Source organism: Castellaniella hirudinis (assembly GCF_047468865.1).
GTDB classification, from domain to species: Bacteria; Pseudomonadota; Gammaproteobacteria; order Burkholderiales; family Burkholderiaceae_B; genus Castellaniella; species Castellaniella hirudinis_A.
This window is the reverse complement of the sequence record NZ_JBLGTV010000007.1, coordinates 54266-67522: the sequence shown is the minus strand read 5'-3', so window position 1 is coordinate 67522 and position 13257 is coordinate 54266. Positions and strand designations below refer to the sequence as shown.

The following is a 13257-nucleotide window of genomic DNA, read 5'->3' as shown; positions in this document are numbered from 1 at the left end:
GCCAGGGGCGCACACGCCCTAAAACGGCAAGCGATAGCCAGGGGCCATGCGCTTGGCCTTCACCTGGCCTTGCGGCCCCTGCAAGCGCAGGCTGGCGGCGTCCACCCGGACGACCCGATAGCGGTTGGTGTAGATCGGGTCGTCCAGGCTGACCGGCAGGCCATTGGACTGCAAGGTGCGCAAGACCAGCGCGTCCCCCTGGCGCGACCAGCAGCCGGATTCTTCCAGGCCCTGTGATGGCGTGCGCGGGCGCTTGACCTGCTCGACATAGCTCATCGTGCCATCGGAACTCAAGGTGAACAGGGTGCGCACCGACCCGGCCACGCCCTGTTGCGCCGCCACGGACAGCCAGTTGCCCACCAGGGCCTCGCCCGGGGCGGCCGGCGTGCAGGCGGGCGGGACGGCCTCGGCGGCCGCAGGCGGGGGGGCGGGAGCGATGGGCGCGCATGCCGCCAGCAACCCCAGGGCGGCCGCACCGGCCAGCCCCATCGAAAAACGAATGAATCGCATTACTTGACCTCGGTTCATGACAAATGTCATCCTATCCCCCGCCCGGGGCAGGGTAATACCCACGGTGCCGGCACACCCGGCCTACAATTTTTGCGTCCCTGCGCGGGTTGCAGGAAAACCGTTATTTTACTGACATGAGCCATTTCATACTTGTCACCCTGCACTTATTTGCCGCCATCATGTTCGTCGGCACGGTGTTCTTTGAGGTTCTGATCCTGGAAGGCATCCGCAAGCCGCTGGGGCGCGAGGCCATGCGCAACGTCGAACTGTCCATCGGCCGGCGCGCGCGCAAGATCATGCCGTTCGTGATGCTGGTGCTGTTCGGCGCGGGCATCAGCATGGCCTGGCAGTTTCGAGAAGCCCTGGCGCAGCCCTTCGCCAGCCATTTCGCCACCCTGCTGTGGATCAAGATCATCCTGGCCTTCAGCGTGCTGGGGCACTTTATCTTCGCCATGACCATGAGCGGCAAGGGCAAGCTGAAATCCCGCCACTTCCAGTTGATCCACCTGAGCGTGTTCTGCCATGTGGTATTGATCGTATTTTTGGCCAAGGCGATGTTTTATCTGTAAGGTTGCGCTAGACTGCAGGGTGTCGTTTTTCATGTCCCTCAGGAGCACCCTCGATGGCCTCTGCCAAGCCGGCCGCCGCCAAAGCGGCGGCCAAACCCGCCCCCAAAACCGCTGCCGCCAAAAAGGCCGGCGGCTCCGCCGCTAAAAAGCCCGCCGCCAAGGCCGCCGCGCCCAAAGCCAAGGCAACGCCCAAGACCGCCGCCAAAGCAAGCACCGCGGCGGCCAAGACCGCCCCCAAGAAAGCCGCCCGCAAACCCGACAGCCCGGCCCCCGACATCCGCGCGGATGTCAATCCGGCCGGCAGCTGGCCGTTTCCGCTGCTCAACCGGCCATAAGCCGGCTTTGGCCCGCCGGGCCAAAGCCGCTGTGACCCCAAACGCCTCGCGTCCGGCATGCCGTCCGACGCATGCTTGAAATCCGATCCCAGCCCGCCGCCACGGGCCCGGGGCTCCACTGCCGGGCACGACCCCGGTCAGCCTGCATTTTCTACCGGAATCCACCCATGATGCTTGTCTATTTTTCTGTTTCGCCCCGCACCCTTCGCCTGGCCGGCGCCGCCGTCCTGTCGGTGGCCGCGCTCACCCTCGCGGGCTGCGCCAACCAGTCGGCCTCGGGGTCGGTATACACCTACGGCCAGGCCCAGCGGGAACAGACCGTGCGCTATGGCACGGTCGTTTCCGTGCGGGCCGTCGTGATCCAGTCGGCGCAGTCCTCGGGGGTCGGCGCGCTGGCCGGCGGTGCCCTGGGCGGCGTGGCCGCCAGTTCGATCGGCGGCGGTTCCGGCCAGGTGCTGGCGTCCATCGGCGGGGCGCTGCTGGGCGGCCTGGCGGGCAATGCCATCGAAAACCAGGCCAACAAGACCCAGGGGCTGGAAGTCACCGTGCGTCTGGACAACGGCGAGACCCGCGTCATCGCCCAGGCCAACGACATCGCGTTAAGCCCCGGTCAGCGCGTGCAGCTGATCAGCGGCGCGGGCCCGGCCCGCGTGGTGCCGATGTAATCCAGCCGGAGGCCGGCACCGCACCCATGCCAAGAACCGCAAGCGTGGGGCGCCGCCCCTTCCAGGGCGGACGCATCAGGAAAACGCGGTGAAGGCCAGGTGGTTGAGGATCATCATCGCCACCTGGGCCACCACCAGCAGCACCAAGGGGGACAAGTCCAGCCCCCCCATGCGCGGCAGGATGCGCCGGATGGGATCCAGCAGCGGGGCGGTCAGCGTGAACAGCACCGGCATGATGGGCGACAAGGGGTTGACCCAGGACAGCACGGCCTGGATCAGCGTGACCCAGACGATGACGTTGAACAGCCACTTGCACCCCACCAAAAGGCCCGACAGCAGCAGGCCGCCGATGGCGCTGGCCGGCGGCAGCAGCCCCCCCATGCCGACCAGCCAGGACAGAAACAGATACAGGATAGCGGTGACCCAGCAGGCCAGGATGCTGGGCCAGTCGAAGCGGCCGCTGACCGGCACCACACGCCGCACGGGCTGCACCAGCCAGTCGGTGGCTTTCAGGATGGCCTGCGAATAGGGGTTGAACGGATGCAGGCGGATGGCGAACATCCAGGCACGCAGGATCAGCGCGATGCCAAACAGCGAAAAAACAATATCGATCAGGAAAATAAGAATATCGCGGGCCATGGGCGTGTACTCGGGGGGCGGTTAGCCGGCTATTGTCGCATTGGCGCAAACAACCCAGCAAGCGACTCAGGGATGCTTCAGCAGGCTATCGGCCTGAATGCCGTAGTTGGCCTGCAAGGCATCGGCAATCTGCCGGCGCGAGGGCTGGTGGTTTTGCGGCCCCTGGCTGGCGATCTTGAAGCCGCCCATGATATTGGCCAGACAGCAGGCGTCGTGCAGCGACCAGTCGTTGACCAGGCCATACAGCAGGCCCGCGCGATGGGCGTCACCGCAGCCCGTGGGGTCGACCACCTGGGTGACCGCCGAGGCCGGGATGTCCGCCTGCGCCCCATCGGCATACAGGGTGCTGCCCTGCGCGCCCCGGGTGACGATGGCGGCCTGCAGCCCGGCGGCGATGGCGGCGATGGATTGCCCTGTGCGTTCTTCGATCACGCCAGCCTCGTAGTCGTTGGCCGTCAGGATGCTGGCCATGTCCAACATCCGGCGCAGGTCGCCGCCGTCGAACAAGGGCATCGCCTGGCCCAGGTCGAAGACAAAAGGAATGCCGGCGGCCTGCAGTCGCTGGGCATGGGCGAACATGCCTTCCTTGGAATCGGGCGAAACAATTGCCCAGCCCGCCGCCCGGCCGGAGAGGTCGTTCTCGGCCGAGCGCGACATGGCGCCCGGGTGGAACGAGGCAATCTGGTTGTTGTCCCGGTCGGTGGTGATGTAGCACTGGGCCGTATAGGTATCGGGCAATACGCGCACCAGGCTATCGTCGATGTCCAGGCTGCGCAGGCGTTGCAGATAGTCGTCCGCATCCTGGCCCACGGTGCCCACCGGCACGGGCTGGCCACCCAGCAGCTTCAGGTTATAGGCAATGTTGCCCGCGCAACCGCCATAATCGCGGCGCAGGCTGGGCACGAAGAACGACACGCTCAGGGATTTGAGCTTGTCGGCGTGCAGATGGTCGCGGAAATGGCCTTCGAAGACGGCGATGGTATCAAAGGCCATCGAGCCGCAGATGAGGACGTCTTTATTCAGGGTCATGCAGTGCCTTCAAGGATAAAACAGGTCGATCTGGTAGCCGTTGATTTTCAGGCCGCTCAGGGTAAAGGGCAGGCGAACCTGCACATCGCTGCGGGCGGGCAGGGGCTGCCCGGCGACTTCGGCCCCCAGGTAATCCACGGGCGCGAGGTTGCGGCGCACCAGCAGCGTGCCCGCCGCGTCTTTCAGATCCAGGATCAGGCTGGGCCATTCTTGGGGATAGGCCGCCTGGTTGCGCAAAGTGGCCTGCAGCAGATAGTGCTGATCCGCCGACGAACGGGCATCCGCCGGCGTCGCGTCGCCAGGCGTCGCCGATGCGGCGTCGGGGACGCCGGTCGCCAGCGGATCCTGGATTTTGAGCGCCGAGCCCGTGATGGCGATCTCGCCCAGGTTGCGGGCATAAGGCACTTGGCAACGCAACGGCCCGCAGGCCTGCAGCAGCCAGGGGCGCAAGGCGGGCACGACCTGCGCCAGCTGGACGCGATACACATAAGCCAACTGTGCCGCCGCCAGCAGCAACAGAACCAGCAGCAACAGGCTGGCCAGCAAGCGCAGCAGACGATCCCACCACGACGGCCCCTGGGCGGATTGCAGCAGCGGCGCCGCGCTGCCCCCCTGGCTGCGATAGCCTGGACGCGCCTCGACCACGATGGACTCGGACGGGCCATGCTCAAGCTCACGCTCGGGATTGATCTGGGGTTCAATCCGCCAGGCCGGCACCTCGGGCAAGGCATCCGCCGCCGCGCCGCGCCCGGCGCGGAACACACGCGGCCCGTCTTCGGTATCGAAGACGGGCGCTTCCCCCATCGAGCGCGCATCCGGGACAGGCGTGGCCGGCGACACCGGGTCGGGCGGAATCGTGTGAACGGACAAGGCCCCGCCGGACGCGGGCGGCATCGTGTGAACGGGCAAGGCCCCGCCGGGCGCGGGCGTCATCGACACGGTATGGACGGGGGCGTGCGCGGCCGTCGGCGGTTTTGCCGCCACGGACGCCGGTTTCAGCACGGCACCGGCCGCCGACGCGGGATCATCGGGGGCGGACACGACTTCGGCGTAGCCATCGAAGATATGGGCGCACTGCACACAGCGGATATACCCCTTGCGCAGCTGCAAATCCGCCAGGCTGGCCTGAAATGCCGTCCCGCAGCGAGGGCACCGGGTGGTCAGGTCCATGGCGCCTCCGGTCAACCCTTGCGGCCAGCCAGGCAGACCCAGCCTTCACGCGCCGCCCAGACCTGCAAGGGCAGCCAGGGGGCGTAGGCGGCACGCACCTCGTCGGCCTGGCGTTCGAGCACCCCCGAAAGCACCAGGGCCCCGCCCGCCGCCACCCGGGCACTGAGCATGGGCGCCAGGATTTTCAGGGGGTTGGACAGGATATTGGCCACGACCACCTGGTATGCGCCCGGCGCGAGCGCGTCGGGCAGGCAGGCGTGGAGTGCCACCCGGTTGGCGGCGGCGTTCTGCCGGCTGGACGCGACGGCCTGCTCGTCGATGTCCACGCCTTGGGTGGCGCCGGCGCCCAGCAGCTTGGCGGCAATCGCCAGGATGCCCGAGCCGCAACCATAATCCAGGACGGTCTCACCGCCCCGCAGGTGCGTGGACAGCCATTCGAGGCACAGATGGGTGGTGGGGTGGCTGCCGGTCCCGAACGCCAGGCCGGGGTCGAGTTCCAGGCGCACGATGCCGTCGTGGCTGCCCGCCGGGGGCAGGCCGGCGTCCTGGCGGTGCCAGCTGGGCACGATCCAGATGCGCTCGCCCACCGCAATGGGGCCGAACTGGGATTGGGTCAGGCGCACCCAGTCGGCGTCGGGCACCGGGCGCAAAAACCAGTCGGCGGCGGCGGGCGCCGGGCCGGGCTGGTCTTCGAGGGCCGCCAGCAGCTGGTTGGGGTCGTCGCCGTCGGCCAGCAGCACCACCAGGCGATTGCGCCGCCAGGCCCGGGTTTCGGGCTCGGTGCCGGGCTCGCCGAACAGGGCCTGTTCGTGTTCCGTATCGCCATCGGCGTCTTCGACCGACACCGACAGGGCGCCGGCCGCCAGCAGGGCGTCGGACCAGGGCTCGGCCTGCGGGTGGGCACAATGAAGCACCAGTTCGCGCATGAGTTGCCTTTAAGGCCGTTGGGCCAGTTTGTGTTCCAGGTAATGAATGCTGGTGCCGCCCCGGACGAAGTGCTCGTCTTGCAACAGTTCGCGGTGCAGCTGGATATTGGTGCTGATGCCTTCGACGATCATCTCGGACAGGGCGATATCCATGCGCATCAGGGCCTGGTGGCGGGTATCGCCGTAGGTGATGAGCTTGGCCACCATGGAGTCATAGTAAGGCGGCACGGTATAGCCGGTGTAGACGTGCGAATCCATGCGCACCCCCGGGCCGCCCGGGATATGCCAATTGGTGACCTTGCCGGGGCTGGGCGTGAACTTGTGGGGGTCTTCGGCGTTGATGCGGCATTCGATGGCGTGGCCATGCAGGTGGATGTCGCGCTGGCGCAAGGTGAATTTTTCGCCGGCGGCCACGCGGATTTGCCACTGCACCAGATCCAGGCCCGTGATCATCTCGGTGATCGTGTGCTCGACTTGAATCCGGGTGTTCATCTCGATGAAGAAGAATTCGCCGTTTTCGTACAGGAACTCAAAGGTGCCCGCACCACGGTAGCGCATCGTGCGGCAGGCCTCGGCGCAGCGTTCGCCGATCTGGTCGATGAGCGCGCGGTCGATGCCGGGAGCGGGGGCTTCTTCGATGATTTTCTGGTGGCGGCGCTGCATGGAACAATCGCGCTCGCCCAGCCACACGGCCTTGCCCTGGCCATCGGCCATGATCTGGATTTCGATGTGGCGCGGGTTTTCCAGGAATTTCTCCAGGTAGACCTCGGGGTTGTTGAAGGCCACCCCGGCTTCGGTGCGCGTCATGGCCACGGCATTGATCAGGGACCCGGCGTCGTAGACCACCCGCATGCCCCGGCCGCCGCCGCCGCCGGCGGCCTTGATGATGACGGGATAACCGACTTTCTCGGCGATGCGCTGGATCTCGGCGGGGTCTTCGGGCAGCGCGCCGTCGGACCCGGGCACCACCGGCACCCCGGCGGCGATCATGGCCTGCTTGGCGCTGACCTTGTCGCCCATGGTGCGGATGCTTTCGGGACGCGGCCCGATGAACACGAAGCCGCTTTTCTCGACGCGCTCGGCGAAGTCGGCGTTTTCGGACAGAAAGCCATAGCCGGGATGGATGGCTTCGGCATCGGTGACTTCGGCGGCCGAAATGATGGCCGGCATGTTCAGGTAGCTGTCGCGCGGGGCGGCGGGACCGATGCAGACGGACTCGTCGGCCAGACGCACGTATTTGGCTTCGCGGTCGGCCTCGGAATGCACCACCACGGTCTTGATGCCCAGTTCGCGGCAGGCGCGCTGAACCCGCAGGGCGATTTCCCCACGATTGGCAATCAGTATTTTTTCAAACATGGCGATCAGGCGATGATGAACAGCGGCTGGCCGTATTCGACGGGCTCGCCGTTCTCGACCAGGATTTCCTTGATCGTGCCGGATTTATCGGCCTCGATCTCGTTGAGGAGCTTCATGGCCTCGATGATGCACAGGGGGTCGCCTTCTTTGACGGCTTGGCCGACCTCGACGAAGGCGGGCGAATTGGGGTTGGGCGCCCGATAGAAGGTGCCCACCATGGGCGCCTTGACCGAATGCCCCTGGGGCGCCGCCGGGGCGGGCGCCGGCGCGGCCTCCGCCGCCGGGGCGGCGGCGGGAGCGGCCACTACCTGGGTCGGCACGGCGGCCACGGGCGCGACAGGCGTCTGGGAAAACTTCACGATGCGAACCTTGCCCTCGCCCTCGGTGATTTCGAGCTCGGCAATGCCTGAATCGGCCACCAGGTCGATCAGTGTTTTAAGTTTTCGGAGATCCATAGAAATTCCTGTGTGCTGGCCGCCCAGATGACGGCTGTTCTCAATTAGACCGCCTTTTTACGCCAATCGCAGTGATTTGTCTATTAAGTCCCCGCAGATTTCGGGGAAAAAAGATTGATTGAAAGTTAAAGTATCTGCCGCACCCGGGCCTGCAGATCTTCGGGTTTGAGTTCTCCCATGGCGGTGGAAACCAGACGGCCCTGGCGGTTGAAAAAGGCCGTGAACGGCAGGCCGCCGCTTTTGTTGCCGAGGTCGCGCATCAGGGGAATGCCCTGGGTGCCGGTCAGCAGCAAGGGATAGGACACCTGGATTTTTTCCAGGAAACGCTGGACGTTGGCCCGGGTGTCGATGGCCAGGCCCACCAGGGCGAGTTCCGGCTGCTGGTGGTGAATGGATTCGAGCAGCGGCATTTCGCGCACGCAAGGCGCGCACCAGCTGGCCCAGAAATTGAGCACCACCGGGCGTCCCTGGTAGTCGGACAAGGGCTGGCTGACGCCCTGCAGGGTATCGAAGGCGCGGCCGAAGACGGCGTCGGCGGGCAACAGCGCGGCCCGCGCCAGCGCGGGCGCGGCCCAGGCCCCGAGGACGGCGGACGCCCCGCCCAGAAACAAACGTCTGTTCATCAGACTATTCCAGAAAAATCACATGCCGAACCATCATAGCATTGGGTATCCCGGACACCCTACAACTACAATACAGGCCGGAGGTGACGATGCACGTACACATACTGGGAATTTGCGGCACATTCATGGGCGGCCTGGCCTTGATCGCCCGCGCGGCCGGGCACCGGGTGACCGGCTGCGATGCGGGGGTCTATCCCCCCATGAGCACACAGCTGAACGATCAAGGCATCCAGCTGATCGAAGGCTTCGAGGCGGCCCAGATCCGGCTGGGCGCCGACCTGTATATCATCGGCAACGTGGTCAGCCGGGGCAACCCCCTGATGGAAGCCATCCTGGATCAGGGTCTGCCCTATACGTCCGGCCCGCAATGGCTGGCCGACCATATTTTGCCGGGCCAGCATGTGCTGGCCGTGGCCGGCACGCATGGCAAGACCACCACCAGCGCCCTGCTGGCCTGGATTTTCCAACACGCCGGCCAGGCGGCGAATTTCCTGATCGGCGGGGTGGCCCCCGACCTGGGGGTTTCCGCCCGCTACCAGCCGCAGCGCCGCCATTTCGTGATCGAAGCCGACGAATACGACACGGCGTTTTTCGACAAACGATCCAAGTTCGTGCACTACCGGCCCCGCACGGCGATTCTGAACAATCTGGAATTCGACCACGCGGACATTTTTCCCGACCTGGCCGCCATCGAGGCCCAGTTCCACCATCTGGTGCGCACCATCCCGGCCCAGGGGCTGATCCTGCGCCCGGCCGACTGCCCGCCCCTGGATCGCGTGCTGGCGCGCGGCTGCTGGACGCCCGTCGAGACATTCGGCCCGCAAGGACGTTGGCAGGCGCAGCCCGACCCCGCCGACGACCGGCGCAGCGCCATCGCGCAAGACGGCCAGATCCTGGGCGTACTGGACTGGGATCTGGCCGGCCAGCACAACCGCGGCAATGCCTTGGCGGCCATTGCCGCCGCGCACCACGCGGGCATCCCCGTAACGGCCGCCCTGGACGCGCTGCACGCTTTTCAGGGCGTGCGCCGCCGTCTGGAACTGCGCGGCATCCGGCGCGGCGTGGCGGTCTATGACGATTTTGCCCACCACCCCAGCGCGATCGCCACCACCGTCCAGGGGCTGCGCCAGCGCATTGGCCCGCAGGGCCGCATCCTGGCGGTGCTGGAACCCCGCTCCAACACCATGAAACTGGGCGCCATGGCCGAGCGCCTGCCCGACGCCCTGGCGCAGGCGGATCAGGTCTATTGCTACGGCCAGATCAGCGGCAAACAAGCCCTGGGCTGGGATCCGGCCCAGGTGCTGGCCCCGCTGGGGGACAAGCTCGCCTGGTCCGGCCACGACCTGCCCGCCCTGGTGGCCGCGCTCTGCGCCCAGGCCCGCGACCAGGATCATATCCTGGTCATGAGCAATGGCGGCTTCGGCGGCATCCACACGCTTTTGCTGGACGCCCTGGCGTCCCCTTCCCAATAGCCTCCCGCACATCCACTTATGCATGTTCTCTACGAAGACGCCGGCAAACTGAAAGCCGAAACCATTTTTTCCGAAGCCGACACCTCCCTGCAGGTGGAATCGGCCTCGGGCAAGCGCAGCAAGATCAAGCGCAACGCGGTGCTGTTCACGTTCGCCCAGCCCGCGCCCGATGCCCTGCTGCCCGCGGCCGAAACCCTGGCCGCCACGCTGGAACCCGATTTTCTGTGGGAAGTCGCGCCGCAAGAAGAATTCGACGCCGCCGTCCTGGCCGAAGACTATTTCGGCCATGCACCGGACGCGGTCGAGAAAACCGCGGTCATCCTGGCGCTGTCCGCGGCCCCCGCCTATTTTCACCGCCGGGGCCGGGGCGCGTTTCGCCCGGCCCCGCCCGACATCCTGAAGGCCGCCCTGGCGGCCATCGAGAAAAAGCGCCTGCAGGCGCAGCAGCAACAAGAATGGACAGACGCCATGGTGGCGGGCCAACTGCCCGATGCCCTGCGCCCGGTGGCCACCACCTTTCTGGATCAGCCCGACAAAAACAGCCTCCAATGGAAAGCCTTTGATGCCGCCGTGCAGCAATTGGCCATCAGCCCGGAAAAACTGCTGCTGGCCCTGGGGGTATGGCCCAATCCGCTGGCCATGATGCGGCAGCGGTTCCTGGCCACGCATTTCCCCAAGGGCGTCGAATGGCCGCCTGTGGCGGTCGAGCCTTGGGGCGCCGATCTCCCCCAGGCCGACATCGAGGCGTACTCGGTGGATGATTCCAGCACCATCGAAATCGACGACGCGCTGTCGGTCTGCCTGATCGACGACGACACCATCCGGGTGGGGATTCATATCGCCGTGCCCGCGCTGGCCACCCCGCGCGGCAGCGAATTCGACGCCATGGCGCGCAGCCGCATGTCCACGGTCTATATGCCGGGCGACAAAATCCCCATGCTGCCGCGCGAGCTGATCCAGGCGTTTTCCCTGGACGCCGGACAGTGGCGGCCCACGCTGTCGCTATATGTCACAGGCAACCGGCACACGGGCGAAGTGCTGGCCGCCGACACCCGGCTGGAACGCATCCGCGTGGCGGCCAACCTGCGCCACGATGCCATGGGCGACCAGGTCACCGAAGAAGCGCTGGCCGACCCCGACGCCGACTTGCCCCACGGCCACTGGCTGCGGCCCCTCTGGCAGTTCGCCCTGCGGCTGTGCGCGGCGCGCGACCAGGTGCGCGGCAAGCCCGAGAACAACGACCGCATCGAATACAGCTTCGAGCTGGACGGCCCCGCGAACGACCCGGACGCCGTCATCCGCCTGATCCCCCGGCGGCGCAATGCGCCGCTGGAGCGACTGGTGGCCGAATACATGATCCTGGCCAATACCCAATGGGGCGCCCTGCTGGCGCGCCACGGGGTGCCGGGCATTTACCGATCGCAGCAGATGGGGCGCACACGCATGTCCACCCAGGCGCTGCCGCACGAATCCATCGCCGTGCCGCAGTACATCTGGTCCACGTCGCCCCTGCGCCGCTATGTGGATCTGGTCAACCAGGGCCAGATCCTGGCGGCCGCCGAACACGGCGTGTCGGCCCGCCTGGCGGCCCCCTACAAACCCAAAGACGCCGATCTGTACGCTCTCATCGGGGCCTTCGATTCACAGTACACGCTGTGGGGCGAGTTCCAATCCGCCCTGGAACGCTACTGGTGCATCCGCTGGCTGCAGCAGCAGGGCCTGAAAGAAGTCCACGCGCACGTGCTGCGCGAAAACCTGGTGCGCCTGGCCTGCGCCCCCCTGGTCACCCGCATCAACGGCTTGCCCGCCTTCGAGCGCGGCCAGGAACTGGTGCTGGACATCCTGGGCTGCGACGAGCTCGGCCTGGACATCGACTGCCGTCTGCGCGAGGCGCTCTGACCGACCATGACCGAGCCGGCCCGCCCCCTGCCCCTGCAGCTGTTGCAGCCGCCGCGCGAAAACCGCAGCCGCATGGCCCTGGCCCTGCTGTTGTCGGTCTGCGTGCACGGCTTGCTGCTGCTGTGGCACCGGGCGGCGCCCCCGCCCCGTCCCGCCGCCGCGCCGCTGGAGATCACTCTGGTCAACAGCCGCAGCCCGCAAGCCCCGCTGCAACCCCAGGCCCTGGCCCAGCACGATCTGGACGGCGGCGGCGACCAGGCCCAGGGGATGGCCGCCGGCGTGCTGCCGCGCACCACGGACACCCCCGTCCAGGAAACCATCCTGGAGGCCATGCGGCGGCGCCAGGCCGAACTGGAAGCGGAACAACGGCGTCTGCTGACGCAGCTGGAGGCCCAAGACCAAGTGGCGCAAGCCCGCGCCGCGCCGCGCTGGCTAGGCCAGGGCCAAACGGCCGGCGACGACGAGCACGAACAGGACAGTCTGGTGCTCAATGCCCGGATCGCGGCCCTGAAAGAAAAAATCCAGCACTACAACGCCCTGCCCCGGCAAACCTTCACGGCCCCCTCCACCCAGGCGGCGGACATTGCCGCCTACGTCGAAGCCTGGCGCCAGCGCATTGAACAGATCGGCACGGAACACTACCCCCCGCAGGCGCGCGGCCGCATCTACGGCGACCTGCAACTGACTGTCTACATCCGGCGCGACGGCCAATTGGATCACCTGGCGTTCGACCGCCCCGCCGACCAGGCGGTGCTGAACAGCGCGGCCCGGCGCATCATCGAACTGGCCGCACCGTTTCCCCCGCTGCCGGATGCGCTGGCCCGAGACACGGACATCCTGGCCATCACCCGCACCTGGCACTTCACCCGGGACGGCCTGCTGGATACGGGGCAGCCATGAGGCTGCGTTCCTGGCTGGCCGGCCTGATGCTGCTGGCCCTGTGCGCGGGCTTTTTGTACCAGATCGGGCTGTTCGGCATGGTGGTCTGGTTCAATTTCCGCGACCCCGGGGTCACGCCGGTCATGACCGACACGATGCAGGCCGCGCACCGGCAAAATCCCTCGGCCACGCTGCAGTATGTATGGACGCCTTACGACAAGATCGGCAAGGCCCTGAAACAGGCGGTGGTGGCGTCGGAGGATTCCGGTTTCATCGACCACGACGGCATTGAGTGGGATGCCATCCGCAAGGCCTGGCGCTACAACCAGCGCCAGGCGGCCCAAGGAAACTCGCGCCGCCGGGGCGGGTCCACCATCACCCAGCAGGTGGCGAAGAATCTGTTTCTGTCCAATTCCCGCAGCTATCTGCGCAAAGGGCAAGAACTCATCCTGACCTACATGATCGAACTGGTAATGAGCAAGCAGCGCATCCTGGAACTCTACCTGAACGTCGCCCAATGGGGGGAAACCACATTCGGCGCGCAGGCCGCCGCGCAGCATTACTTCAAGACCAGCGCCGCGCGGCTGTCTGCCCGCCAGGCGGCGCAGCTGGCGGCCATGCTGCCCAACCCCGCCTACTACGACGCGCACGGGCCGACCGCCTACCTGCGTGCGCGCATCGGCACCGTGCAGGCGCGCATGCGGCTGGTCGAAGTCCCCTGAACGGATCG

General features: G+C 66.7%; 15 protein-coding genes. 7 read left to right on the top strand and 8 right to left on the bottom strand.

Annotated features, from left to right (window positions below):
• Positions 1 to 18 precede the first annotated feature (18 nt).
• On the bottom strand, positions 19 to 510 hold the full coding sequence (locus ACMHYJ_RS10470; protein ID WP_414246115.1) for a hypothetical protein: 492 nt from the start codon (positions 508 to 510) through the stop codon (positions 19 to 21).
• A gap of 134 nt (positions 511 to 644) precedes the next feature.
• Between ACMHYJ_RS10470 and ACMHYJ_RS10465 the strand changes: the two genes are divergently transcribed.
• From ACMHYJ_RS10465 to ACMHYJ_RS10455, 3 genes are all read left to right on the top strand, one after another.
• Complete coding sequence (locus ACMHYJ_RS10465; protein WP_414246114.1) at positions 645 to 1079, top strand: CopD family copper resistance protein; 435 nt, start codon at positions 645 to 647, stop codon at positions 1077 to 1079.
• Between the two features lie 53 nt (positions 1080 to 1132).
• Entirely contained in the window at positions 1133 to 1414 is a 282-nt protein-coding gene (locus tag ACMHYJ_RS10460) for a hypothetical protein (RefSeq protein ID WP_414246113.1), read from the top strand.
• 170 nt (positions 1415 to 1584) lie between these two features.
• Positions 1585 to 2079: a glycine zipper 2TM domain-containing protein gene (locus ACMHYJ_RS10455; RefSeq protein ID WP_414246187.1), complete on the top strand. Its 495-nt coding sequence runs from the start codon at positions 1585 to 1587 to the stop codon at positions 2077 to 2079.
• A 75-nt stretch (positions 2080 to 2154) separates the two neighbouring features.
• Here ACMHYJ_RS10455 and ACMHYJ_RS10450 read toward each other — a convergent pair whose 3' ends face one another.
• The 7 genes from ACMHYJ_RS10450 to ACMHYJ_RS10420 all read right to left on the bottom strand — a co-directional run bounded on the left by ACMHYJ_RS10450 (position 2155) and on the right by ACMHYJ_RS10420 (position 8277).
• The gene (locus ACMHYJ_RS10450) at positions 2155 to 2718 is read right to left on the bottom strand and encodes a YggT family protein (protein WP_414246112.1); all 564 of its coding nucleotides are present in this window, start codon (positions 2716 to 2718) and stop codon (positions 2155 to 2157) included.
• A 66-nt stretch (positions 2719 to 2784) separates the two neighbouring features.
• Entirely contained in the window at positions 2785 to 3747 is a 963-nt protein-coding gene (locus tag ACMHYJ_RS10445; protein WP_414246111.1) for a carbohydrate kinase family protein, read from the bottom strand.
• A gap of 9 nt (positions 3748 to 3756) precedes the next feature.
• Positions 3757 to 4917 (bottom strand): DUF3426 domain-containing protein, encoded by a 1161-nt coding sequence (locus ACMHYJ_RS10440; protein ID WP_414246110.1) that lies wholly within the window; start codon positions 4915 to 4917, stop codon positions 3757 to 3759.
• Between the two features lie 11 nt (positions 4918 to 4928).
• Positions 4929 to 5843: a 50S ribosomal protein L11 methyltransferase gene (gene prmA, locus ACMHYJ_RS10435; protein WP_414246109.1), complete on the bottom strand. Its 915-nt coding sequence runs from the start codon at positions 5841 to 5843 to the stop codon at positions 4929 to 4931.
• Positions 5844 to 5852: 9 nt separating this feature from the next.
• A complete protein-coding gene (gene accC, locus ACMHYJ_RS10430) occupies positions 5853 to 7199 on the bottom strand; it encodes an acetyl-CoA carboxylase biotin carboxylase subunit (protein WP_414246108.1) in 1347 nt (448 codons plus the stop codon).
• 5 nt (positions 7200 to 7204) lie between these two features.
• Complete coding sequence (accB, locus tag ACMHYJ_RS10425; protein ID WP_414246107.1) at positions 7205 to 7654, bottom strand: acetyl-CoA carboxylase biotin carboxyl carrier protein; 450 nt, start codon at positions 7652 to 7654, stop codon at positions 7205 to 7207.
• 125 nt (positions 7655 to 7779) lie between these two features.
• Positions 7780 to 8277 (bottom strand): TlpA family protein disulfide reductase, encoded by a 498-nt coding sequence (locus tag ACMHYJ_RS10420; protein ID WP_414246106.1) that lies wholly within the window; start codon positions 8275 to 8277, stop codon positions 7780 to 7782.
• Positions 8278 to 8366: 89 nt separating this feature from the next.
• On the opposite strand from ACMHYJ_RS10420, the gene mpl reads away from it, so the two are divergent.
• Genes mpl through mtgA form a run of 4 tightly spaced genes read left to right on the top strand, consistent with a single transcriptional unit; the run spans position 8367 to position 13249 of the window.
• Positions 8367 to 9749, top strand: coding sequence for a UDP-N-acetylmuramate:L-alanyl-gamma-D-glutamyl-meso-diaminopimelate ligase (gene mpl / locus ACMHYJ_RS10415; RefSeq protein WP_414246105.1), 1383 nt, complete (start codon positions 8367 to 8369; stop codon positions 9747 to 9749).
• An 18-nt stretch (positions 9750 to 9767) separates the two neighbouring features.
• Positions 9768 to 11648, top strand: a complete 1881-nt coding sequence (locus ACMHYJ_RS10410; RefSeq protein ID WP_414246104.1) for a ribonuclease catalytic domain-containing protein — start codon at positions 9768 to 9770, stop codon at positions 11646 to 11648.
• Between the two features lie 6 nt (positions 11649 to 11654).
• A complete protein-coding gene (locus tag ACMHYJ_RS10405; RefSeq protein WP_414246103.1) occupies positions 11655 to 12548 on the top strand; it encodes an energy transducer TonB in 894 nt (297 codons plus the stop codon).
• Complete coding sequence (gene mtgA, locus ACMHYJ_RS10400) at positions 12545 to 13249, top strand: monofunctional biosynthetic peptidoglycan transglycosylase (protein WP_414246102.1); 705 nt, start codon at positions 12545 to 12547, stop codon at positions 13247 to 13249. Before ACMHYJ_RS10405 ends, mtgA begins: the two co-directional genes overlap by 4 nt.
• Positions 13250 to 13257: the final 8 nt, after the last annotated feature.

What these genes read in the sequence shown, in the direction of transcription:
- ACMHYJ_RS10470 (WP_414246115.1), bottom strand. Translation starts at nt 510, where the DNA reads ATGCGATTCATTCGTTTTTCGATGGGGCTGGCCGGTGCGGCCGCCCTG.
- ACMHYJ_RS10465 (WP_414246114.1), top strand. Translation starts at nt 645, where the DNA reads ATGAGCCATTTCATACTTGTCACCCTGCACTTATTTGCCGCCATCATG.
- ACMHYJ_RS10460 (WP_414246113.1), top strand. Translation starts at nt 1,133, where the DNA reads ATGGCCTCTGCCAAGCCGGCCGCCGCCAAAGCGGCGGCCAAACCCGCC.
- ACMHYJ_RS10455 (WP_414246187.1), top strand. Translation starts at nt 1,585, where the DNA reads ATGCTTGTCTATTTTTCTGTTTCGCCCCGCACCCTTCGCCTGGCCGGC.
- ACMHYJ_RS10450 (WP_414246112.1), bottom strand. Translation starts at nt 2,718, where the DNA reads ATGGCCCGCGATATTCTTATTTTCCTGATCGATATTGTTTTTTCGCTG.
- ACMHYJ_RS10445 (WP_414246111.1), bottom strand. Translation starts at nt 3,747, where the DNA reads ATGACCCTGAATAAAGACGTCCTCATCTGCGGCTCGATGGCCTTTGAT.
- ACMHYJ_RS10440 (WP_414246110.1), bottom strand. Translation starts at nt 4,917, where the DNA reads ATGGACCTGACCACCCGGTGCCCTCGCTGCGGGACGGCATTTCAGGCC.
- prmA (WP_414246109.1), bottom strand. Translation starts at nt 5,843, where the DNA reads ATGCGCGAACTGGTGCTTCATTGTGCCCACCCGCAGGCCGAGCCCTGG.
- accC (WP_414246108.1), bottom strand. Translation starts at nt 7,199, where the DNA reads ATGTTTGAAAAAATACTGATTGCCAATCGTGGGGAAATCGCCCTGCGG.
- accB (WP_414246107.1), bottom strand. Translation starts at nt 7,654, where the DNA reads ATGGATCTCCGAAAACTTAAAACACTGATCGACCTGGTGGCCGATTCA.
- ACMHYJ_RS10420 (WP_414246106.1), bottom strand. Translation starts at nt 8,277, where the DNA reads ATGAACAGACGTTTGTTTCTGGGCGGGGCGTCCGCCGTCCTCGGGGCC.
- mpl (WP_414246105.1), top strand. Translation starts at nt 8,367, where the DNA reads ATGCACGTACACATACTGGGAATTTGCGGCACATTCATGGGCGGCCTG.
- ACMHYJ_RS10410 (WP_414246104.1), top strand. Translation starts at nt 9,768, where the DNA reads ATGCATGTTCTCTACGAAGACGCCGGCAAACTGAAAGCCGAAACCATT.
- ACMHYJ_RS10405 (WP_414246103.1), top strand. Translation starts at nt 11,655, where the DNA reads ATGACCGAGCCGGCCCGCCCCCTGCCCCTGCAGCTGTTGCAGCCGCCG.
- mtgA (WP_414246102.1), top strand. Translation starts at nt 12,545, where the DNA reads ATGAGGCTGCGTTCCTGGCTGGCCGGCCTGATGCTGCTGGCCCTGTGC.